The organism is Bacillus sp. REN16, assembly GCF_020731355.1.
In the GTDB taxonomy this organism is placed as follows: domain Bacteria; phylum Bacillota; class Bacilli; order Bacillales; family Bacillaceae_L; genus Ferdinandcohnia.
This window is the reverse complement of record NZ_JAJFZK010000002.1, coordinates 279,751-301,768: the sequence shown is the minus strand read 5'-3', so window position 1 is coordinate 301,768 and position 22,018 is coordinate 279,751. Positions and strand designations below refer to the sequence as shown.

At 40.1% G+C, this 22,018-nt stretch carries 21 protein-coding genes and 1 other RNA gene; 17 read left to right on the top strand and 5 right to left on the bottom strand.

The genetic code is table 11. From position 1 onward, the window contains the following. Positions 1-155: 155 nt before the first annotated feature. The 11 genes from eno (at position 156) to ssrA (ending at position 10,351) form a co-directional block, all read left to right on the top strand. Positions 156-1,448 (top strand): phosphopyruvate hydratase, encoded by a 1,293-nt coding sequence (gene eno, locus LKW28_RS03380; protein ID WP_229138920.1) that lies wholly within the window; start codon positions 156-158, stop codon positions 1,446-1,448. A 141-nt stretch (positions 1,449-1,589) separates the two neighbouring features. After that, positions 1,590-1,997, top strand: coding sequence for a hypothetical protein (locus LKW28_RS03375; RefSeq protein ID WP_229138919.1), 408 nt, complete (start codon positions 1,590-1,592; stop codon positions 1,995-1,997). Positions 1,998-2,635: 638 nt separating this feature from the next. After that, positions 2,636-2,869 carry a preprotein translocase subunit SecG gene (gene secG, locus LKW28_RS03370; protein WP_229139051.1) on the top strand — a complete coding sequence of 78 codons (234 nt, stop codon included), beginning with the start codon at positions 2,636-2,638 and terminating at the stop codon, positions 2,867-2,869. 138 nt (positions 2,870-3,007) lie between these two features. Continuing rightward, complete coding sequence (locus tag LKW28_RS03365; protein ID WP_229138918.1) at positions 3,008-3,748, top strand: alpha/beta hydrolase; 741 nt, start codon at positions 3,008-3,010, stop codon at positions 3,746-3,748. Between the two features lie 14 nt (positions 3,749-3,762). Continuing rightward, positions 3,763-6,105: a ribonuclease R gene (gene rnr, locus LKW28_RS03360; RefSeq protein WP_229138916.1), complete on the top strand. Its 2,343-nt coding sequence runs from the start codon at positions 3,763-3,765 to the stop codon at positions 6,103-6,105. A 92-nt stretch (positions 6,106-6,197) separates the two neighbouring features. Further along, positions 6,198-7,175: an L-lactate dehydrogenase gene (locus LKW28_RS03355; protein ID WP_229138915.1), complete on the top strand. Its 978-nt coding sequence runs from the start codon at positions 6,198-6,200 to the stop codon at positions 7,173-7,175. Positions 7,176-7,196: 21 nt separating this feature from the next. Next, the gene (locus LKW28_RS03350) at positions 7,197-7,970 is read left to right on the top strand and encodes a formate/nitrite transporter family protein (protein WP_229138914.1); all 774 of its coding nucleotides are present in this window, start codon (positions 7,197-7,199) and stop codon (positions 7,968-7,970) included. 110 nt (positions 7,971-8,080) lie between these two features. Continuing rightward, positions 8,081-8,533 (top strand): HIT family protein, encoded by a 453-nt coding sequence (locus LKW28_RS03345; RefSeq protein WP_229138912.1) that lies wholly within the window; start codon positions 8,081-8,083, stop codon positions 8,531-8,533. Further along, a complete protein-coding gene (locus tag LKW28_RS03340; RefSeq protein ID WP_229138911.1) occupies positions 8,526-9,323 on the top strand; it encodes a protein phosphatase 2C domain-containing protein in 798 nt (265 codons plus the stop codon). The genes LKW28_RS03345 and LKW28_RS03340 overlap by 8 nt, the downstream gene beginning before the upstream one ends. 67 nt (positions 9,324-9,390) lie before the next feature. Beyond that, complete coding sequence (gene smpB, locus LKW28_RS03335) at positions 9,391-9,858, top strand: SsrA-binding protein SmpB (RefSeq protein WP_229138910.1); 468 nt, start codon at positions 9,391-9,393, stop codon at positions 9,856-9,858. 154 nt (positions 9,859-10,012) lie between these two features. Beyond that, positions 10,013-10,351: a transfer-messenger RNA gene (gene ssrA / locus LKW28_RS03330) on the top strand. 358 nt (positions 10,352-10,709) lie between these two features. Here the strand turns inward: ssrA and LKW28_RS03325 are convergent. Then, complete coding sequence (locus tag LKW28_RS03325; RefSeq protein ID WP_229138909.1) at positions 10,710-11,117, bottom strand: LAGLIDADG family homing endonuclease; 408 nt, start codon at positions 11,115-11,117, stop codon at positions 10,710-10,712. Between the two features lie 82 nt (positions 11,118-11,199). On the opposite strand from LKW28_RS03325, the gene LKW28_RS03320 reads away from it, so the two are divergent. The 4 genes from LKW28_RS03320 (at position 11,200) to LKW28_RS03305 (ending at position 15,606) form a co-directional block, all read left to right on the top strand. Further along, complete coding sequence (locus LKW28_RS03320) at positions 11,200-12,852, top strand: fatty acyl-CoA synthetase (RefSeq protein ID WP_229138908.1); 1,653 nt, start codon at positions 11,200-11,202, stop codon at positions 12,850-12,852. A gap of 74 nt (positions 12,853-12,926) precedes the next feature. Next, positions 12,927-13,406 carry a PaaI family thioesterase gene (locus LKW28_RS03315; RefSeq protein WP_229138906.1) on the top strand — a complete coding sequence of 160 codons (480 nt, stop codon included), beginning with the start codon at positions 12,927-12,929 and terminating at the stop codon, positions 13,404-13,406. A gap of 515 nt (positions 13,407-13,921) precedes the next feature. Further along, positions 13,922-14,113: a hypothetical protein gene (locus LKW28_RS03310; protein ID WP_229138905.1), complete on the top strand. Its 192-nt coding sequence runs from the start codon at positions 13,922-13,924 to the stop codon at positions 14,111-14,113. Positions 14,114-14,175: 62 nt separating this feature from the next. Continuing rightward, entirely contained in the window at positions 14,176-15,606 is a 1,431-nt protein-coding gene (locus tag LKW28_RS03305; protein WP_229138903.1) for a PLP-dependent aminotransferase family protein, read from the top strand. 114 nt (positions 15,607-15,720) lie between these two features. Here LKW28_RS03305 and LKW28_RS03300 read toward each other — a convergent pair whose 3' ends face one another. Genes LKW28_RS03300 through LKW28_RS03290 form a run of 3 tightly spaced genes read right to left on the bottom strand, consistent with a single transcriptional unit; the run spans position 15,721 to position 18,750 of the window. Then, a complete protein-coding gene (locus LKW28_RS03300; RefSeq protein WP_229138902.1) occupies positions 15,721-16,689 on the bottom strand; it encodes a sugar phosphate isomerase/epimerase family protein in 969 nt (322 codons plus the stop codon). Continuing rightward, positions 16,686-17,705, bottom strand: a complete 1,020-nt coding sequence (locus LKW28_RS03295; RefSeq protein ID WP_229138901.1) for a Gfo/Idh/MocA family protein — start codon at positions 17,703-17,705, stop codon at positions 16,686-16,688. Before LKW28_RS03295 ends, LKW28_RS03300 begins: the two co-directional genes overlap by 4 nt. A 13-nt stretch (positions 17,706-17,718) precedes the next feature. Beyond that, on the bottom strand, positions 17,719-18,750 hold the full coding sequence (locus LKW28_RS03290) for a Gfo/Idh/MocA family protein (RefSeq protein ID WP_229138899.1): 1,032 nt from the start codon (positions 18,748-18,750) through the stop codon (positions 17,719-17,721). A 126-nt stretch (positions 18,751-18,876) separates the two neighbouring features. Here LKW28_RS03290 and LKW28_RS03285 point away from each other — a divergent pair, with 126 nt between their 5' ends. Then, entirely contained in the window at positions 18,877-19,653 is a 777-nt protein-coding gene (locus LKW28_RS03285) for a helix-turn-helix domain-containing protein (RefSeq protein ID WP_229138898.1), read from the top strand. Between the two features lie 56 nt (positions 19,654-19,709). On the opposite strand, the gene LKW28_RS03280 is transcribed toward LKW28_RS03285, so the two are convergent. Then, a complete protein-coding gene (locus LKW28_RS03280) occupies positions 19,710-20,465 on the bottom strand; it encodes a sugar phosphate isomerase/epimerase family protein (protein WP_229138897.1) in 756 nt (251 codons plus the stop codon). Positions 20,466-20,763: 298 nt separating this feature from the next. Between LKW28_RS03280 and LKW28_RS03275 the strand changes: the two genes are divergently transcribed. Then, positions 20,764-21,969: a CynX/NimT family MFS transporter gene (locus LKW28_RS03275; RefSeq protein ID WP_229138896.1), complete on the top strand. Its 1,206-nt coding sequence runs from the start codon at positions 20,764-20,766 to the stop codon at positions 21,967-21,969. Positions 21,970-22,018: the final 49 nt, after the last annotated feature.

Sequence of the window (22,018 nt, the reverse complement as noted above, 5' to 3'; positions counted from 1 at the left end):
GATGTGGGTCACAAAGACGATGCCATAGGACATGGCGTTCTTAGTCTTTATTCATTAAATCGGGCTTTTACTGGCAGTTGATCCCCATGAAATGCGGTCTTAATGCCAGTTAATGCGGGATAAAATAATTTAAATTGAAAAAGGAGAGATTTTTAATGTCAATTATCGTAGATGTATACGCTCGTGAAGTATTAGATTCTCGTGGAAATCCTACAGTTGAGGTTGAAGTTTACACTGAGTCAGGTGCATTTGGCCGCGCATTAGTACCAAGTGGTGCTTCAACTGGTGAATATGAAGCAGTTGAGCTTCGTGATGGCGACAAGAGCCGTTACCTTGGAAAAGGTGTTCAAACAGCAGTAAACAACGTAAATGAAATCATTGCTGGTGAAATCATCGGTTTCGATGTAACTGAACAAGTCCTAATCGACAAAGCGTTAATCGAGCTTGATGGTACTGAAAACAAAGGTAAATTAGGTGCTAACGCAATCCTTGGTGTATCTATGGCAGTTGCTCGTGCAGCAGCTGACTTCTTAGAAGTTCCTTTATACCAATACCTTGGTGGTTTCAACTCAAAAACTCTACCAGTTCCAATGATGAACATCATCAATGGTGGAGAGCATGCTGACAACAACGTGGACATCCAGGAATTCATGGTTATGCCTGTTGGTGCAGAAAACTTTAAAGAAGCATTACGCATGGGTGCTGAAATTTTCCACAACCTAAAAGCAGTTTTACATGCTAAAGGTTTAAATACAGCTGTTGGTGACGAAGGCGGATTTGCTCCAAACCTTGGCTCAAACGAAGAAGCTCTACAAACAATCGTAGAAGCAATCGAAAAAGCAGGCTACAAGCCAGGAGAACAAGTTCGTCTAGCAATGGATGCTGCATCTTCTGAGTTCTATAACAAAGAAGACGGTAAATACCATCTTAAAGGAGAAGGCAAAGTTCTTACTTCTGAAGAAATGGTTGCATTCTACGAAGACCTTGTTTCAAAATACCCAATCATCTCAATTGAAGATGGTTTAGACGAAAACGACTGGGAAGGCCACAAACTTCTAACTGAACGTCTTGGTAAAAAAGTTCAATTAGTTGGGGACGACCTATTCGTAACAAATACAAAGAAACTTGCTGAAGGTATTGAAAGAGGCATTGCGAACTCAATCCTTATCAAAGTGAACCAAATCGGTACACTAACTGAAACTTTCGATGCAATCGAAATGGCAAAACGCGCAGGCTACACTGCAGTTATCTCTCACCGTTCTGGTGAAACAGAAGACAGCACAATTGCTGACATCGCAGTTGCAACAAACGCTGGCCAAATCAAAACTGGTGCTCCATCACGTACTGACCGTGTTGCGAAATACAACCAATTACTACGTATTGAAGACAACCTTGGTGAAACAGCTCAATACAACGGCTTAAACTCATTTTATAACCTAAGAGGTTAATTAGATAAAAGGAAAACGACAAGCGCTGGCGCTTGTCGTTTTTTCGTATAATGCAAATTTTTATTATCGTACGCAAAAAACTTAGTGTAGACGCAAATCTGCATGCGAAGATGCAAATCCGCGTGTGAAGGTGCAAATCCCGTGGCGAAGATGCAAATCCCTGTGGCGAAGATGCAAATCGGCGAACGAAGATGCAAATCCCGTGGCGAAGATGCAAATCCTGTGGTGAAGATGCAAATCCCGTGGCGAAGATGCAAATCCCGTGGCGAAGATGCAAATCCGCGTGTGAAGATGCAAATCCCGTGGCGAAGATGCAAATCCCGTGGCGAAGGTGCAAATCCCGTGGCGAAGTTGCAAATCCGTGTGCGAAGATGCAAATCCCGTGACGAAGATGCAAATCCCGTGGCGAAGGTGCAAATCCCGTGGCGAAGATGCAAATCAGCGAACGAAGGTGCAAATCCCGTGGCGAAGATGCAAATCAGCGAACGAAGATGCAAATCCCGTGGCGAAGATGCAAATCCCGTGGCGAAGATGCAAATCCGCGTGTGAAGATGCAAATCCCGTGGCGAAGATGCAAATCCCGTGGCGAAGGTGCAAATCCCGTGGCGAAGGTGCAAATCCGTGTGCGAAGATGCAAATCCCGTGGCGAAGATGCAAATCCACGCATGAAAACGCAAAACCTACTTCCCTTTCTTCGTCTGCTGCTTCTTTTGCTTATCCTGCTGTGTATTTTCGCCTAAATAAATCGGTTTGTGCTTTTTCTGCTCTTTTACAAACGCATCAAAATCCAAATTGACCATTAATCATCATTCCTTTCAGGGTAGTCACCCTTTAATATGGACCTTTCAAAGGCAAATCATAAAGTGAATCAATGGAAAAAGTTCAGGTATCCAATGCGTTTTTAGGATATCGGACAAATATTTGATTATATCGGACATTGTTTGCTAGATATCGGACATAGATCGAAATTTATCGGACCAAAATCTTAATATATCGGACAAACCCATATTCGCGCTTTATTAAAAGTCTTCCGGTTCATCCCAGTCAAGTGCTCAAAACCAATTATTACTTCTCAATTGAACAAAATATCTAAAGTCAGAAAATGCAGTATTGTCCACATGGTATTTTTATGGTACATTTAACTTACCGTCATATGCGTTCTTGTTCAGGAGGTGTCGTTTTATATGTTGCATGGAGTTCTTGTTACATTATTAGTTATCGTATGTATTGGCTTAATTGTAGTTGTTTTATTACAATCTGGTAAAAGCGCAGGTTTATCTGGGGCTATCTCTGGTGGTGCCGAGCAATTATTCGGAAAACAAAAAGCTCGTGGCCTTGACGCAGTTTTACATCGTGTCACAGTGGTCCTAGCGGTATTATTCTTTGTTCTTACAGTTGCTGTATCGTATTTTGAATTATAAAATCTATTTAAAAGGTGGGTTAGACAGGTTGATGTCTAGCCTTTTTTATTGCACCCAAAACGGTATTTCCGGTACGATAGTAGAATAGCGAAAAAACGTGCAAAGTAAACATAAGACATCATAAAGGAGTTATACATAATGAAGATCAAATTACCTCAGCCTTTCTTTTTTGAAGGAGGAGAAAAAGCAGTATTATTACTGCATGGTTTCACCGGAAATTCAGCGGACGTACGAATGTTAGGTAGATTCCTTGAGAAAAATGGCTATACTTGTCATGCACCGATCTACAAAGGCCACGGTGTTCCACCGGAAGAATTAGTCCATACGGGCCCTGAAGATTGGTGGGAGGACGTGATGAACGCCTATCAATTTTTAAAAAATAAAGGTTACGATAAAATCGCAGTGGCAGGATTGTCTCTTGGTGGGGTATTTTCCCTAAAATTGGGTTACACTGTACCTATAAATGGGATTGTGACCATGTGCGCGCCAATGCATCTTAAAAGTGAAGAGGTTATGTATGAGGGCGTTGTTGAATATGCACGCGAATACAAGCGCTTCGAAGGGAAATCGCCTGAACAAATTGAACAGGAAATCGAAGAATTCAAGAAAACCCCGATGAATACGTTAAAAGCACTTCAGAACTTAATCGCGGAGGTACGTGACAATGTCGATATGATTTATTCCCCGACTTTTGTTGCACAGGCTCGTCATGACCAAATGATAAATCCTGAAAGTGCGAATATTATATATGAAGCCGTTGAAAATGATTTTAAAAAGATCAAATGGTATGAGGAATCAGGACATGTCATCACCCTAGATAAAGAACGTGACCAGCTGCATGAAGATGTGTTTTTATTTTTAGAGCAGTTAGATTGGTAACGGGAGGAAAAATTATGGAACAAGAAATCCAAGATCATATTAATAAATTATTAGACTTTATGAAGGAAGAAGCTTACAAGCCCCTTACTGTTCAGGAACTTGAGGAAGCCTTTGGCATCTCAGGCTCAGAGGATTTTAAGGATTTTGTCAAAGCCCTTGTGGTAATGGAAGAACAGGGGTTGGTCGTCCGAACTCGCAGCAATCGATACGGCCTTCCGGAAAAAATGAACCTAGTCCGCGGGACCGTTACTGGGCATGCAAAGGGCTTTGCATTTGTCGTCCCTGAAGATAAAACAATGGATGATGTGTTTATTCCGCCGACAGAATTGAAAAATGCGATGCATGGGGACACAGTCCTTGTTCGGATTAGCTCAGAATCTGCTGGTCAACGTAAGGAAGGTACAGTCGTCCGGATTATTGAACATGGCATAAAAACAATTGTAGGTACCTATACCGAAAGCAAAAGCTTTGGATTTGTCATTCCAGATGATAAAAAGATTGCTAATGACATCTTTATTCCGAAACAGGCGTCAAATGGTGCGATTGAAGGACATAAGGTTGTCGTAAAGCTTGTTACATATCCAGAAGGGCGGATGAGTGCAGAAGGAGAAGTTGTCGAGATTTTAGGTCATAAAAATGACCCTGGAATCGATATTCTTTCTGTTATTCATAAACACGGGCTTCCACAGGAATTTCCAAGAGACGTATTAGATCAGGCAAATAAAACTCCTGATTCAATTGATCCAAAAGATCTTGAAAATCGCCGTGATCTTCGCAATGAAGTCATCGTAACGATTGATGGAGCCGACGCAAAGGATTTAGATGACGCTGTAACGGTTACGAAGCTTGAAAATGGGAACTACAAGCTTGGCGTACATATTGCAGACGTAACTCACTATGTAACAGAAGGATCACCTATTGATAAGGAAGCAAGTGACCGCGGCACGAGTATTTATCTTGTTGACCGCGTGATTCCGATGATTCCGCATCGCTTATCGAATGGAATTTGTTCCTTGAATCCAAAGGTAGACCGATTAACCTTATCTTGCGAGATGGAAGTAGACGGGAACGGTGCCGTTGTTAAGCATGACATTTTTCAAAGTGTGATCAAAACAACAGAACGAATGACCTATGCAGATGTGAACAGCATTCTTGTTGAGAAAGACGAGGAACTGCGTACACGCTATGAACCACTTGTTCCGATGTTTGAAGATATGGAAATACTTGCTGCAATTCTTCGAGAAAAACGAATGAAGCGCGGTGCGATTGATTTTGATTTTAAAGAGGCAAAGGTTCTTGTTGATGATGAAGGTGCACCTTATGATGTCGTCTTACGTGAGCGATCTGTTGGTGAGCGGTTAATCGAAGAATTTATGCTGCTTGCAAACGAAACGGTTGCAGAGCATTTTCACTGGATGAACGTTCCGTTTATTTACCGGATTCATGAGGACCCGAATGAAGAAAAGCTTAGACGTTTCTTAGAGTTCATTACGAACTTTGGCTATCTTGTAAGAGGAGCTGGAAATTCAATTCACCCTCGAGCGTTGCAGGAAGTTATTGAAGCTGTACAAGGAAAACCAGAGGAAATGGTTGTTTCCACCGTTATGTTGCGCTCAATGAAACAGGCAAAGTATGATCCTGAAAGTGTCGGGCACTTCGGTTTATCAACTGATTTCTATACACATTTCACATCACCAATTAGACGTTATCCAGACTTAATCGTCCATCGATTAATTCGTACCTATTTAATCTTAGGTAAGCTTGATAATACAACCCAGGATAAATGGAAGGAAATGCTCCCTGAAATTGCAGAGCATTCCTCAAACATGGAACGTCGTGCAGTTGAAGCTGAACGTGAAACAGACAGCATGAAAAAAGCAGAGTACATGATGGATAAAATCGGCGAAGAATACGATGGCATCATTAGCTCTGTGACAAATTTCGGGATGTTTGTTGAGCTGCCAAACACAATTGAAGGACTTGTTCACGTAAGCTATCTCACAGATGATTACTACCGCTATGATGAAAGAAGCTATGCGATGATTGGTGAACGGACGGGTAATATCTTCCGTATTGGAGATGAAATTACGGTTCGTGTTATCAATGTTAATAAAGACGAACGCTCCGTTGACTTTGAAGTAGTTGGTATGAAAGGCAGCCGCCGCAAGCTTTCGAAGGAACAGCCAAAAATCATTAGGTCTGAAAAAAGAAGCAGCCGTCGCAAGCCAGATGATGATAAAAAGAAACAAGACAATAAAAACGATGGTGAATGGTCTACACGCAAACCGCGTAAGAAAAAGAAGAAGTTTGATAACGTACCACCGCAGAAAAGTAAGAAACGTAAGAAGAGAAAATAATTGAAGGTGCTCCACTTATGTGGGGTGCTTTTTTTCTAGAATAGTCTATGAAAAGGAACAAATACTAAAAGCTGTTATGGAGGATGATAGAGATGAGTATGAACATAGGGGATCGTGTAAGTCGTGTCGCTTTGATAGGGACAGGATTTGTTGGTTCTAGTTACGCTTTTGCCTTAATGAATCAGGGGATTGTTAATGAATTAATCATGATTGATGTAAATGAGGAGAAGGCAAGAGGAGATGTGCTTGATCTTAATCACGGTAAGGCTTTTACAGGAAACCCTACCCTTATTAAATCCGGAAATTACAAGGATTGTAAGAATGTTGATTTAGTTGTCATTTGTGCAGGAGCCAATCAAAAACCAGGTGAAACTCGATTAGACTTGGTAGAAAAAAATCTAAAAATATTTAAAGAAATCGTGGAAAACGTAATGGAAAGCGGATTTGATGGAATTTTTCTAGTCGCCACGAATCCGGTTGATATTTTAACCTATGCAACTTGGAAATATAGTGGGCTACCAAAAGAACGTGTTATCGGTTCTGGTACAATTTTAGACACTGCAAGGTTCCGATATTTATTAGGTGATTATTTTAATATTGCTCCAAAAAATATTCATGCCTATATTATTGGAGAGCACGGTGATAGTGAATTACCAGTGTATAGCTCAGCATACATCGGTACACTGCCGATACGGAAAGTGATCGAGCGAAATGAAATGTATAAAAAAGAAGACTTAGATGATATTTTTATACGAGTACGTGATGCTGCATACGAAATTATTAAAAGTAAAGGGGCAACCTATTACGGAATTGCGATGGGATTGGCGAGAATCACCAAAGCTATCTTCTTAAATGAAAATGCGGTGCTAACCGTTTCTGCTCATGTAGATGGACATTATGGGCAAGAAAATGTATATATTGGTGTGCCCTGTGTGATTAATCGAAATGGTATTCGCGAAATCATGGAATTGGAATTAAACGAAGAGGAGCAACAAAAATTTGAAAATAGCGCAAATGTGTTGAAAACGATTCTTGCACCCCATTTTGATGAGGTGAACCCGAAAAGCTAAGGCATGAGCAAGGTGGAATCTATGGAAGTAAACCTATTATCAAGTATTGAAAAACTAGCACTTTCTCGTCGTGACACATTTATAAAAAGCAGGTTCATCTATTTTTTGCGGGCTGTGTTAGCCAGTATGTTTATTGGATTTGGTGTAATCGTGGCCTTTCGAACTGGTAATTTCTTTTTTGAATTACAATCACCAGTTGCAATTCCCATTGCTGCCATTACATTCGGTGCGGCAATTGTCCTTATTGCATATGGTGGAGGAGACTTATTTACAGGAGACACCTTTTATTATACATATGCTGCACTGATCAAAAAAATGAAGTGGAACGTAGTTGGCCAAATGTGGCTTTATAGTTATGTTGGTAATATAATTGGTGCCATCTTCTTTGCGTTTTTAATTTTCATGACTGGTTTGTTCGAAGGTGAGGCTATTAATGAATTTTTATTAACGGTAGCTAAAAATAAAACACAACTGCCCATTTCACAATTGTTTTTTAGGGGGCTCCTTTGTAATTGGCTCGTGTGTCTCGCCTTTTTCCTGCCGATGGGGATGAGTGGGGATGGACCAAAAATCTTTATTATGATGTTACTAGTATTTTGCTTTTTTATCTCCGGATATGAACACAGCATAGCGAATATGTGTACATTCGCACTATCATTTGTAATGAATCACCCTGATTCTGTCACAATAAACGGAGTCATCTACAATTTAATCCCAGTCACCATAGGAAACTTAATTGGTGGTGGCGGATTCATGGCATGGATGTATTTCTATGCTAATAAAGCGAATATTTAGTGAAGCCGAGGATTCAGCAGTTGTGCTGGATCTTTTTTTGTACATGAAAATTATTCCAATTATGGACATGATGTTATATACTTGTGTGAAATTACGAGGGGGGAAATGAGATGGAAGATTGCTTTATTTGTAAAAAACAAAACGGATTGATTCAAACAGCAGGAGAGACAATTTATGAAGATGCGTACGTCTATGTTGGGCACATTGACCATAATGGTGAAGATAGTTACCTAGGTCATATTATGATTGATTTAAAAAGACATGCACCAGGTCTTGCTGATATGACAATGGAGGAAGCAAAGGCATTCGGCATGATTATGGCAAGAGTGAGTAAAGCCTTAAAGGATTCGGAAAAAGCAGAACATATTTATTCACTCGTTTCAGGAAATGCAGTTAACCATCTTCACATGCATATTGTCCCACGTTATCCAAACACACCAAAGGAGTTTTGGGGACCCGGTGCTTTGTATGATTGGCCAGAAGCCCCAATGGGAAACAATGAACAGATTGTTAAGGTTAGTAGAAGACTGAAAGAAGCCTTGGAGAAAACCAGCCATGAATGATTTCAATTGGGTAGGCTCACAGAATCATTTTATTGATACATTATCTGTTGAAAAACGAGGAAACATAATCATAGGAAGGTTAGGTGGAAACTCAGCAGCGGGTCAAACGAAAAATGAGGATGGTTGTCTAATTTGGCAAAATGAACAAGAGGATTGGGAGTTCGTGATTCTCCTTGATGCACATCAAACATCTGAGAGTGCAGAATTGATTATACAGGAATTCACAAACAGAAAAAGTTCAATAAAAATCTTGTTATCAGATTCAATCGAAGAAACCTTTAAGCATATTGACGAAACAATCCTACAAATTTTTCAGAACCATGAATTTCTAACTTCGTGCCAGAAAGTAAACGGATCCACCTCTTGCCTCATTGTTCTTAGAAAAGATAAATTTATTTGGTGGTTTTCGGTAGGTGATTGTTCCTTTTACTTATTCCATCCAGAGTTAGCGAAACTCGGACAATATCAAGTCAATCAACGCCATTTTTTTGAATGGATTGGTGAAGTGAATACCTTTGATTTGCCTGTCCCTTGTTTTACTACTGGACGGAAGGAACAACGGAAAGGGTTGAACCATTTATTTTTAACGACAGACGGTTTACTTGAGTGTCCAGGTTTACCTTATGATCACCCGGAAAAAATACAAAAAGAATTCCAAGATGGATCAAATGAGTGTGCGGTTGAATCATTGTTAGGGAAAATACAAACGTTAAACGTAAGAGATAGCACGACCATCATTTCTTGGTTTGTAAAGAGTAATCAAGAAGCAAGTTTACCTTGTAATCAATAAGCCTTCACCTTGTGATGTTGTCCAATATTTGCTAAAATATAAGGTACCGTCTTAAGGGGGAAATCATATGCCAAAAGGTATAGGCAAGGTAATTGCACAAAACAAGAAAGCAAATCATGATTATTTTATCGAAGAAACCTATGAAACAGGGATCGTGCTTCAAGGGACTGAAATCAAATCCCTTCGCAATGGCCGTGCGAACCTGAAGGATTCCTATGCACGTGTTCATAACGGTGAAATGTTTCTCTATAACCTGCATATTAGCCCTTATGAGCAAGGTAACCGATATAATCATGATCCACTTCGAACACGTAAGCTGCTTCTTCATAAAAAAGAAATCAACAAGCTAATTGGTTTAACAAAAGAAGAAGGCTATGCACTTGTTCCAATTAAGATTTATTTGAAAAATGGCTATGCTAAGCTTTTATTAGGTCTCGGTAAAGGGAAGAAAAAGTATGACAAACGTGAAGATCTCAAGAAAAAAGAAGCAAAACGTGATATCGAACGCGCATTCCGTGAACGCCAAAAAATGTAGTCTTACAATAATTTACAATTGAAATTGTAAATGCATGTGCTATAATAAGACATGTAGTTGACAATTGAATAGTCAACAAGAGCTAAACACTTCATCCGAAACACCCAGATAACTGGTGATTAAGTTCATCATTATCATTTTAAAATGGGGACGCTACGGATTCGACAGGGGTAGTTTGAGCTTAAGTTGCGAGTCGAGGGGATCGGCCTCGTTAAAACGTCAACGCCTATAACTGGCAAAGAAAACAACAACTTCGCTTTAGCTGCTTAATAACAGTCTATAGCGGTTCCTCCCTCCATCGCCCATGTGGTAGGATCAGGGACTCACTTTAAGTGGGCTACGCCGGAGTTCGCCGTCTGAGGACAAAGGAAGAGAACAACCAGACTAGCTGCTTGGAAGCCTGTCGATAGGCTGAAAAGTTAGCGAATCGCTAATATATCGACTACACTCGTAGAAGCTTAAGTGCCAATATCTTTGGACGTGGGTTCGATTAGTAATTAGTCGCCTTATGTGGTAACACATAAGTGATAATCCGGCTTTATCGGTGAAACCTAAGTCGCACTTAATTGGCGATAAGGCAATGCCGAGCGGTATGTAGAGCAATCTAACAGCCGTGTATCGACTTATAGGCTGCCATCATGATGGTAGTACTAGGATGCGAAATCCTACCTGACCAGGTACAAATTATATTTCGCATAATACGCCGGGGGACCTGATAATTACAGGTTCAAGATATAGTCAGTGCCATGACGAAAGCATGGAAGAGCACGTCCCACCGTCTCCACCAAATACATATACTTGGTGGTTAAATACGAAATAAACACGGACTCACCGAATATGGTGGGTCCGTTTTACATTTCAAAAAAGTAATCTTCGAATGTCATTTTCTTCTGTAATAATTCCGGACTATATTTTCCATTTCGAGGAGTAACCTTATCATAGTTTTCAAGAATCCAAATACTACGGTTTCTTTTTCTATCTACTCTTAAAAAGGGTGTAATCTTACCTAAGGTATAGAAAACATCATCCTTTTTCTTTATTGTAAGGGTATAGGAATCTTTGTGCCTGTCTGGCTTGTAATTCCTTTTATTATTTATAACCCCTCCAGTTAGTTTTTGAATGTAAATCAGGAGTTCTATGTCGGTTGATGCAATAGAGATACAAGGTCTTCGGTGTTCCTTCTCATGCATTCTCGTTAATGAAATACTTCCTTCTCCATCAATAATTCCCGCAACATAAGATGCTTCCCACTTTTTCAATTATCAGCCCCACCTCTCAATTCGCAGAACAAACATTCCTATATTTATTATATTATATTCTTTTAAATAAGTATAAATATATATGAAAACGCTTTACAAATGTATTGACAGCTTAGTAGGAGTAGGCTTATATTCAGGTAAAGTATTCTATATTTTTAGAATATTAACTATTTCTAGACTGTGTAAAAAAACTAGACGTGAAAGGACTGAGATTAATATGAGAATAAACACCATAGCTGAGGCTGTCCGTCGTACGGCCGCACGGGTCCCACATCATACTGCCGTTGTGTTTAACGATAGGGAGTGGAGCTATCGTGAACTTGACATGGCGGTAACAAGTATTGCGCGTAAACTGCGTGAGCAGGGAGTGAAGCAGGGAGAAAGAGTTGCAGCCTACGGTAAAAACTCCGATCTGTACATCTTGCTATTTCTAGCCACAACACGCATAGGTGCCATCCATGTTCCAGTGAACTTCCAGCTTAGAGCCGGGGAGCTCGACTACATTCTCGGAGATTCCGATCCTACATTTGTAATTGCGGACCGAGACCTTGCCAATGCAATCTCTCAGACTAAGTCGAATAGCCATCGGCAGGTACTAAGATTTGAGGACGAAATCCTCGAGTGGGCTGTCAGCAGCGACAGCCGTCCCTTGGAAGATGATGAGTTTGATGTGGAGGACGATGATGTCGCTCAGTTACTTTACACTTCGGGCACTACTTCAGATCCAAAGGGGGCAATTATGACGCACCGTGCTCTAATGCACCATTACATGAGTTGTATCCATGATCTGGACATTAAGGAGTCAGATCGTGCACTTCACTGTCTGCCCCTCTACCACTCTGCGCAGATGCATGTGTTCATGCTGCCGGCACTGTTGGTGGGAGGCTGGAACAAGGTACTTCCTGCTCCTGAGGCAGGTGCTGTGCTTGAAACTATAGAAAAGGACACAATCACGTCGTTCTTTGCTGCTCCCACTGTTTGGGTTTCAATCGCGAATCACTCTGACCTGACATCCCGGGATCTCGGGAATCTTCGGAAGGCCTACTATGGAGCTTCAATCATGCCTGGGCCAATCCTCGAACGACTGCAGAAGTGTCTGCCAAAGCTCGGTTTCTACAATGTGTTCGGGCAGTCCGAGATGGGACCAGCCTGTACGGTCCTGCGTCCTGAGGAGCATGCGGACCATCCTGGTTCCGCAGGAAGACCCATGCTTTTCGTCGAGGCGCGCGTCGTGGATGATGAAGGTAATTGTGTGCCCGCAGGGGAACTCGGTGAAATTGTGTACCGTTCTCCACAGCTATGTCTAGGCTACTGGAACAAAAGTGAAGCCACAGCTAAGGCGTTCGCTGATGGCTGGTTCCACTCTGGAGATCTCGTGAGACAGGATGAGAATGGATACATCGAAGTAATCGATCGGGTAAAAGATGTCATCAACACTGGCGGTGTGCTGGTGGCTTCCCGCCAGATAGAGGACTGTATCTATGAATTGCCCCAAGTCTCTGAAGTTGCTGTTGTCGGCATTCCAGATGAAAAGTGGATCGAGGCTGTCACTGCCTACGTTGTCATCAAAGCCCCAGTGTCAGAAGAGGAGATCCTTCAGCATGTCCGGAATAATTTAGCCAACTACAAGGTACCAAAAAGGGTAGAGTTCGTGGACGAATTGCCCCGAAACGCCAGCGGTAAAATCCTTAAACGTCAACTTCGGCATGTCGGAGGTTCAAAAAGCGCTACGTGAGTCTGTTTGATGCAATAAATTACCTCCATTACTTCTTTTCACTAAGCTATAATTAAGTAAAAAGGGGGAATTTGATGGAAGAGACCGTTTTACAAGCAATTCAAGATGAATATCCAGATGATTTTGCGTGGTGCTATGGCTGTGGCAGGTTAAATGAGGATGGCCATCATTTTCGAACTGGCTGGCAGGGCGATGATACAGTAACCATTTACAAGCCTAAACCAGAACATATTGCCATTCCAGGCTTTGTTTATGGGGGATTAATCGCATCGTTAATTGATTGTCATGGAACAGGTTCTGCTTCATTGGCCCTGCACCGTAAAAATGGACATAAGGTTGGGGATGGTTCGGAGCCACCTAGGTTTGTAACGGCATCGTTATCGGTAGATTTTATCAAACCTACACCACAAAATGTACCATTAAAAGCAATTGGTAAAGTTACAGAAATCCATCCGAAGAAATGGAAAGTGGAAACAGAGGTATTTGCTGGGGATACACTTTGCGCACGCGGGGAGGTAGTTGCAGTCGTGATGCCATCTACATTTGCTAAATAAGATTGTCTATATATGAAATGAAGCTGCTATAAAAAGAAGCGATTCCAATGGGAGTATACCTATTTGGAATCGTTTTTTCTATTTTCCTGATTGTATTTTCAATATCTTGGTTTAGAAGGGGCAGTACTTATCGGTTGGACGATAAGGTAAAGTACCCGAGTTGATAAATAGAGGGAAAAATTTCGCTTAAATAGTAACGATCATGAAAAAAGGCTTAAATAGATGGAGGAATTCCGTCTACTATCTGAAAAATTTCCCAAATGGGGGATTTTTAAATGCATAACCGGAAAACCTTCCTTTATATGCTCTCAATCTTGTTCTATTCTAAATATAACCGGAAAATCTTCGCTTATTTTTATTTGATTAAATGGATGGTTTAAAAGTTGGAAAAGTGGATGGCGATTTGAATGGATCCTAGCTTTATAATTAATTTATTTGGGAATATTTTTTAAAAAAGGCTCCCAAATTGCAAGGATATAATGTACTAGGCAAACAAAACTACTGTGAGGTGTACAATGAAAATATTAATGATTTTAATTGTTATCATTGGAATTATTTCGCTAATTGGGACGCTTCTAATAGCTGGAAAAGGTGATTCGAACTATAGTAGCGCGACTAAAAAGAACACCACTAATTTAACTCTAATCTATGTTGTCATTATTCTTTTATCTGTTATTGCGCTAGCTATATACATCATAAGATGGTAATTGGAATGTCTGATCTTGTAATTGTGTATCTTAAATATATAAACTTTAAGGAATGTTAAGATATGGACTGGAGACCTGATAGGCAAGCAAAAAAAGCAATCTATAAACAACTTGCGGAATATATTGAAAATGGGATAGCAGATGGTACTTTTCCTCCGGATAAACCTTTGCCATCCGAAAGATATTTAGCAAAAGAATTAAATATCAATAGAAGTACCGTTGTAGCTGCATATGATGAGTTAGAATCGAATGGGCTTATTGAGAGAAACCGTGGAAGCGGTACGAAGATAAGTCGAGATATATGGGGAATTACCAAAAAAAGAGTCCCTAGTTGGAATCGATATATAGAAGCAGGCACTTTTTTACCAAACTTGCCCGTTATGCAAAAAATTCGTAAAGAAACAGAAGAACATAATCTGATTAATTTGGCGAGCGGAGAATTGTCAGAAGATCTTTTTCCGATGGAAGCCTTACGGAATATTACATCTACAAGATCTTATATTGGGAGTATTGGGTACGACCACCCCCAAGGGAATAAAATATTAAGAGAAACAATCTCAAAACATGTTAGGGATTCCAGAAGAATAGAGAGTAGCCCGGGCTCCATACTTATCACATCTGGTGCCCAACAGGCTTTACATTTAATTGTACAATGCTTACTAAAGCCAGGTGATGCAATTGCGATAGAAGAGCCATCTTATCATTACAGTCTTCCTATCTTTAAATCAGCGGGTCTTAGAACATATTTACTACCAATAGACAAGGATGGTATAGACCCAGAGAATCTCGTTTCTTTATACAAAAAGCATCGGATAAAAATGATATTTCTCAATCCAATCTTTCAAAATCCGACAGGACAATTATTAAATGAACATAGAAGAAAGAGGATCCTGGAGATTTCATCTGAATATGGAATACCGGTTGTCGAAGATGATCCTTACAGCTTAACATCTTTTACAGGCGAACAAATCTCTTCCTTAAAATCTATGGATGTCCACGGTAATGTCCTATATATTAGTTCATTGTCCAAGATTGTTGCTTCGGGTTTACGAATTGGCTGGATTATCGGCCCAACACCTGTTATTGAAAGATTATCAGATGCTAAGCAACAAATTGATTTTGGACATGCTAGTTTCACCCAATGGATTGCTAATGATTTTCTAGAATCAGACGAATTTGACTCACATATAAAAAACTTGGTTGGACAATTAAAAAGTCGAAGAGATCAAATTGTTGCCAGTCTATCAGAGTATTTTGGAGACCAAGCTGATTTCCATTTCCCTGAAGGCGGCATTCATATCTGGTGTAAAATTAAGAAGGATTTTAATGAAATACAACTTTTGGAAGAATCAATAAAGCGGGGCGTTATTTATGTTCCTGGTTCCACCATGGGTTCAAAAAAGAATTTTGTGAGATTTACATTTGCAAGGGAAAATGAGAAAAACATTCATGAAGGGATCAGAAGATTTGCAAGTGCACTGAACAATGTTTAGAAAGAATGAGCATAAAAAGCTGACTCCCGAGGTGAGTCAGCTTTTTAATGTTTGGAAAGGAAGTAAAATCCTCACACAAAAATGTTCATTTCAACGGCAACCTATTACTATTTATTATACCCACCACATGTTTGAAACTGGCTGTTCAATTAATACTGATTTTAGATTGGTGACGGCGCGGCTAAATCCTTCGTCGATAGACATAATTGGGTCTTCGTGTTCAATACTGATCACGTAGTCATAACCATAGGTGCGGAGTGCACTCATCATATCAGACCATTCCTGTAGACTGTGTCCGCATCCAACTGAGCGGAACGTCCAAGCACGTGTGCGCACCTCGCCATATGGCTGCATGTCGGTTAGCCCATACATATTGACATTATCTTGGTCGATATAAGTGTCTTTGGCGTGGAAATGATGAATCGCATTTTCTTTTGCAAGAATTTTAATCGCTGCGACTGGATCAATTCCTTGCCACCATAAGTGACTTGGGTCTAGATTGGCACCGATAGCATCGCACGTTTCCTCGCGAAGTTTAAGTAAGGTATATGGTGTATGTACCAAAAAGCCACCGTGAAGTTCTAAGCCGATTTTTACGTTATGGTCTTTCGCGTATTCTCCAACTTCCTTCCAATACGGAATGAGTTTTTCCTCCCATTGCCACTTTAATACGTCGCTGTATTCATTCGGCCATGCCGTAACTGGCCAGTTCGGATATTTGGCCCCCTCATGGTCCCCAGCCGTTCCAGAAAAGCAGTTGACCACTGGCACATTCATTAGGGAGGCTAGTTTAATTGTTTTTAAAAGTGTCTCTTGAGATTCTTTGGCAAAGTTCCCGTCAGGTGAAATAGGATTACCGTGGCAGCTAAAGGCACTGATCATCAAGTCACGTTCCTGTACTTTGTTCAAGTATTCGTTTCGTGCATCTTCATTTTCTAGTAACCCATCTAAATCACAGTGCTTGTTGCCTGGATAGCCACCAGTTCCAATTTCTACTGCATGAAGGCCAGCTGCCTTTACTGTATCAAGCATTTCTTCAAACGATTTTTCAGCAAATAAAACCGTGAATACTCCTAATTTCATGATAAAGTTCCTCCAGTTTCATAGATTTGATCAATGATTCTTGACACCTGAAGCGCTTCTTCTGGCTTTACAACCAATTCGGCTTGGCCTAAGCATGCTTCAATGAAATTTCGAGCTTGTGGGAGGTCAGGCTTCTCCTCACCAGGTAGCCATGGAGTGGTACTGTTTAAGAGCATTCCGTTCTGTGTTGTATACAATTCAAACGGAAACACACTCAAGCCACCATCGACTCCAGAAATACTGATATGTTCATCGTCTTTTTTGATATTAGCAGCCCATGAGGTTTCAAAAAGCATGGATGTTCCATTCTCAAACTTGATGTAGGCTGATACATGATCATCGACCTCAAATGTATTATGGTCAAATATTCCCCATTCATTGACCTGGTTCGGCTTTTTACTTAGGTGGTTATAGACGGAGCCAGATACTTCTGTTTCCGTTGGGTTTCCAATCAGCCAAAGAGCCAAATCAAGGAAATGACATCCCCAGTCAATCAGACTGCCGCCACCTTGGAGCTCCTTATTTGTAAAAACACCCCAGCTTGGTATTTTACGTTGACGGAGTGCCCTAACCCGAACGACTATTGGAACTCCTACTTCACCCATAACCTTTTTGGCTGCCTGAGCCTCTCTAGTGAAACGGTAATGATACGCAACGGAGAGGACTTTGCCTGCTTTATTACTTGCAGAAATCATTGCCTCACATTCCTCGGCAGTAAGTGCCATTGGCTTTTCACAAAAAACATGTAATCCAGCTTCAGATGCTGCAATGGCAATTTCAGCATGAAACTTATTTGGTGTGCAAATGCAAACAGCATCGACTTCAGAAAAAATGTCCTGGTACTCTTTATGAACAATAGGGATGTTATACGTATCTGCAACTTCTTGCGCACGCTTCATATTCACATCACAGATTGCTTGTATTTCACAAAGGTCACTTAATTTTTGAAAAGCGGGAAGATGTCGATGCTGTGCAATGCCACCCGCGCCAATGATTCCGATGCGAAGTTTTTCCATTAACTTTCACCTCTTATAGTTCACTGATTTTAACGATCTGCTTGGTTTCACTTGATGCAAGTGCCGCCAAAATTACTTGTAACGACTTCATTCCTTCTTCACCTGGCACAGGAGGCACTTGGTCGTGTAGGATGGAATTAATAAAATGGTCAATAACACGAGAGGTATTTTGTCCGCCATCTTCGTTAGATTGAATCTTTCCAAGTTCGTACTTGGCAACCTCACCTGTAGCATACTGAACAACCATTGAGTAGGTTGGGTCATCCTCTAAACGCATAACAGCTTTCTCACCATATATAATCGTTGAGTTATCCTCTTTTCTGTATCCCCAGCTTGCAGCTAATGTCCCCACAATGCCATTTTCTGTTTTTAAAATACAAACTGCATTGTCATCTACATTTGAGAAGTCCTTTGCATTGCTTTCCACAAAAGCAGCAACCTCAATGAATTCTTCTCCTAATATATATCGAAGTAAATCTGTTTTATGAACACCAAGGTCACCCATTGCACCTACAAATGCTTTCTCCTTTTCGAAAAACCAACTATCTTTTCCGTCAATACTCCAACCCTCAGGGCCACCATGACCAAATGCTGTACGGAAGCTAAATATTTTCCCGAGCTCACCATTTTCAATGAACTGACGTGCTTTTTGATGAGAAGGAACAAAACGTTGATTATGAGCAATCATCAGTTTTTTTCCGGTAATAGTAGCTGTTTCAATCATGGCTTTTGCTTCTTCGCTAGAGGTGGCCATTGGTTTTTCACAGAGAACGTGTGCCCCTGCATTTAATGCCGCAATGGTGACGGGAGCATGAAGATAGTTCGGAGTGCAAACGCTTACGATATCAACCTTAGCATCCTTAACTAATTCTTCATAGCTTGTATACGGTTTTGCTCCATATTTTTCTGCCATTTCCTTTGCACGTTCTTCATTAATATCACAAACAGCAACGATTTCTACATGCTGATTTGCTTTGTATTCTGGTAAATGGCGATGCTGAGCAATACTACCACAACCTATAACTGCAACTTTGAGTTTTTTCATAAAAATCACTCCTAAGACCATTATCTATTTGATTACATCATACCGTATCTACTATTTAAGCAACATAGATGATATGATAAAAATATATACTATTTTGCTATTTTGTAAGAATAGGAGAACGCCGCTGTGGAAACAAACATTTTCTTTTGTGGGTATTCGTATCATATGAATGGCTATCATTCTGTACATAAAGAAGGGTTTCCCGCTTATCTTTTTCGGCTGCAAACAGAAGGAAGCTGCGTAGTCGTCGTAAAAGGTCAAAGAATGGAACAAATAAAAGGGAATCTCTTACTTTTAAAACCAGGGGATTATTACGAAATTTTTGTGCAGGAGGGAAAAAAAAGCGGAGATTATCACATCGCTTGTCAGGGAGACTGGGTTGACGAGTGGTGGTGCCGTACACCCAAACAAAACATGTACCAAATCGATCTTGATGGAAAACTCCTTTCATTATGGAATCAAATGATTGTGGCGAAACGAAGGCCGCAATCAAGCCAAAATGATGAACTAATTGATTATTTGTTAAGGGCACTCTGCCTCACGATGGAACAAACGATGAACGAAACAGTACCAAGTCATCCTTATCCATATAAGGTAACGAGGATGATGCGTTACATCGAAGAACATGCGACAACAGCCATTAAGGTAGAAGAAGTTGCTGAACATGTTCGACTTAGTGTTTCTAGGTCTGTTCATCTTTTTAAAGAAAGTGTTGGAAAAACGATGATTGAATATGCGCAGGAAGTTCGCTTGAATTCAGCGATAGAGCGCATGAAGTACACCACCATAAAACTCGAACAAATAGCCGAGGAATGCGGATTTGGAAGCTATCCATATTTTCACAAAGTATTTAAAAAGAAATACGGGGTTTCACCTGGGGTATATCGGCGGTTGGAAGGATGAAATAGCAAAACCCAAGAAATGGTATAACAAATTCATTCTTGGGTTTGTATGTATGATTAGGAATTCATCTTTTTCAAATAGTCAATGCTTATTTTAATACTTTCAAATGGATCTTGTAGGCATACATCTTGTTCAACAATCCACCACTGTACATTGTTTTCCTCACCTAGATTTAAAACCCCTTCAAGATTTACGCCACCCGTTCCAAGCTCAGCAAAGAACTTTTCATCATCCAATGTCATGTCCTTTAGGTGAACAAGCGGTGTGCGGTGCTTATATCGTTTCAACCACTCGACTGGATCCTTAGATGCTTTGGTTAACCAATACACATCAAACTCGGCCTTCACATACTCAGGGTTTGTTTCCATAAAAATGGTGTCAAGTGCCGTTCTTCCGTCAGATAATAATTCTAACTCGAAGTCATGATTGTGGTAGCAAAGTGTAATACCTTCGCGATTGCAGACTTCACCAGCCTTGTTTAGTAAAGAAACCAGTTCCTTATAATCTTCCTCTCCTCGTTGATGTGGAAAGAGAAACGGACAAACGATATATTGATTTTCTAGTATTTTTTGGTCTTTAATAACCCTAATTAAATGATGTTGTAAATCTTCTAATGGAACATGATTGCCAGCTGCCTTAAGGCCTAGCTTACTTAGCATTTCCTTAACTTCTAATACTGAATTACCACCATACCCCGCAAGTTCTACACCATCAAATCCTAATTCTGCTACCTTTTTTAATGTTTCAAAAAAATTCTTCTGACTCTCCTCACGCAATGTATACATTTGTACTGCTACTGGAATCTTTCCCATACTGCTCCCTCCTTTCCAAATCATTTCTCATTTGATTACATTGTATGATGTATGATTAAAAATAAAAATAAAGGATTTAATTAAAAGGTATACTATTTTGCTATTTTTGTATGTTTGAAAATCTGACATTAAGGAAAATGATAAGAGCTATTTAGTAAAATGAAACGGTTAAAGTGGTTTTCATATTTCAAAAATAAGGATATGATGATTTAGGGCTGACTAATAGTTAAGAAACGATCCTTCTTCTAGCGTCCACATCTGTTTAACAGAAATATATATAGAAATGGAGAGGTGTGTTATGGATTCTAATAAAATGAAGAACACCTCTAATGTGTTCCTTATTATCGGGATTATTTTCGTAGCTTTTAATTTGCGCCCAGCCATCACATCAGTTGGGCCAATTATCGATTTAATTCGTACTGATTTAGGCATTTCGAATGGGATAGCGGGTTTTATCACAACACTTCCCTTAATCTCCTTTGCAATCCTTTCCATACTTGCACCTAAAATCGGACAAAGTATAGGAAATGAGCTTACTATTTTTCTAGGATTAATGGTCTTGTGTATAGGCATTATTACAAGGTCAGTAGGATATACATCGACGCTCTTTTTAGGTACTTTACTTATAGGAGTTGGCGTCGCCATTGGGAACGTTCTCATCCCAAGTATTGTAAAGCTTCATTTCCCACTAAAAGTTGGAATCATCACAAGTATTTATACAACAGCCATGAATACCTTCGCTGCAATCGGATCAGGAGTTAGTATCCCATTAGTTAAAGGTCAATCCTTTGGCTGGAGATGGGCATTGGCTTTTTGGGTAGTACTTTCGGTTGTCGCTATGATTATGTGGTTACCTCAATTACGAAATAACTTTAAACCATCAGCCTCATCTAGTGCTCAATCCTCAAACAGAGCCATGTGGAGGTCATCAATTGCCTGGCAAGTAACTTTATTTATGGGATTACAATCCTTTTTATTCTATTGTACAGTAGCGTGGTTGCCGGAAATCTTAGAAAGTCATGGAATGCAGTTATCGATGGCGGGCTGGATGGTTTCGTTAATGCAATTAGTTGGGCTACCTACAACATTTATAGCACCTGTTATTGCCAACCGTTTAAAAAACCAAAAGTTGATGGTATGTATAATTGGACTTGTATACTTTGCTGGGGTAATGGGGCTTATATTTGTGCAAACAAACGGACTTCTTATCTTATCCATTATCTGTATTGGAGCAGCTCAAGGTGCTAGTATTAGCTTGGCACTTACCATGATTGGATTACGAACAAAAGACTCAAGACAAGCCGCAAATTTATCAGGAATGGCACAGTCCATCGGATATTTATTAGCTGCCATAGGTCCAACTTTAGTTGGCTTTTTATTCGATTTTACACTTTCATGGTTAACGCCATTAATCATATTTAGTGTGGTTACAATATTGATGACAATAGCAGGTGTTGGTGCTGGACGTAATCGGTATGTGACAGGAGCACTTACACAAAAGTAAAACCTCAAAAAAACCCGGAAAAAATAAAGGTATTTGCCGATAATTGTCT

Excerpts from the sequence above, each read along its gene's own strand:
- eno (WP_229138920.1), top strand. The coding sequence starts at position 156 with ATGTCAATTATCGTAGATGTATACGCTCGTGAAGTATTAGATTCTCGT.
- LKW28_RS03275 (WP_229138896.1), top strand. The coding sequence starts at position 20,764 with ATGGATTCTAATAAAATGAAGAACACCTCTAATGTGTTCCTTATTATC.
- LKW28_RS03320 (WP_229138908.1), top strand. The coding sequence starts at position 11,200 with ATGAAAACGCTTTACAAATGTATTGACAGCTTAGTAGGAGTAGGCTTA.
- smpB (WP_229138910.1), top strand. The coding sequence starts at position 9,391 with ATGCCAAAAGGTATAGGCAAGGTAATTGCACAAAACAAGAAAGCAAAT.
- LKW28_RS03355 (WP_229138915.1), top strand. The coding sequence starts at position 6,198 with ATGAGTATGAACATAGGGGATCGTGTAAGTCGTGTCGCTTTGATAGGG.
- LKW28_RS03295 (WP_229138901.1), bottom strand. The coding sequence starts at position 17,705 with ATGGAAAAACTTCGCATCGGAATCATTGGCGCGGGTGGCATTGCACAG.
- LKW28_RS03300 (WP_229138902.1), bottom strand. The coding sequence starts at position 16,689 with ATGAAATTAGGAGTATTCACGGTTTTATTTGCTGAAAAATCGTTTGAA.
- LKW28_RS03340 (WP_229138911.1), top strand. The coding sequence starts at position 8,526 with ATGAATGATTTCAATTGGGTAGGCTCACAGAATCATTTTATTGATACA.
- rnr (WP_229138916.1), top strand. The coding sequence starts at position 3,763 with ATGGAACAAGAAATCCAAGATCATATTAATAAATTATTAGACTTTATG.
- LKW28_RS03305 (WP_229138903.1), top strand. The coding sequence starts at position 14,176 with ATGGACTGGAGACCTGATAGGCAAGCAAAAAAAGCAATCTATAAACAA.
- LKW28_RS03290 (WP_229138899.1), bottom strand. The coding sequence starts at position 18,750 with ATGAAAAAACTCAAAGTTGCAGTTATAGGTTGTGGTAGTATTGCTCAG.
- LKW28_RS03280 (WP_229138897.1), bottom strand. The coding sequence starts at position 20,465 with ATGGGAAAGATTCCAGTAGCAGTACAAATGTATACATTGCGTGAGGAG.
- LKW28_RS03365 (WP_229138918.1), top strand. The coding sequence starts at position 3,008 with ATGAAGATCAAATTACCTCAGCCTTTCTTTTTTGAAGGAGGAGAAAAA.
- LKW28_RS03315 (WP_229138906.1), top strand. The coding sequence starts at position 12,927 with ATGGAAGAGACCGTTTTACAAGCAATTCAAGATGAATATCCAGATGAT.
- LKW28_RS03310 (WP_229138905.1), top strand. The coding sequence starts at position 13,922 with ATGAAAATATTAATGATTTTAATTGTTATCATTGGAATTATTTCGCTA.
- LKW28_RS03345 (WP_229138912.1), top strand. The coding sequence starts at position 8,081 with ATGGAAGATTGCTTTATTTGTAAAAAACAAAACGGATTGATTCAAACA.
- LKW28_RS03350 (WP_229138914.1), top strand. The coding sequence starts at position 7,197 with ATGGAAGTAAACCTATTATCAAGTATTGAAAAACTAGCACTTTCTCGT.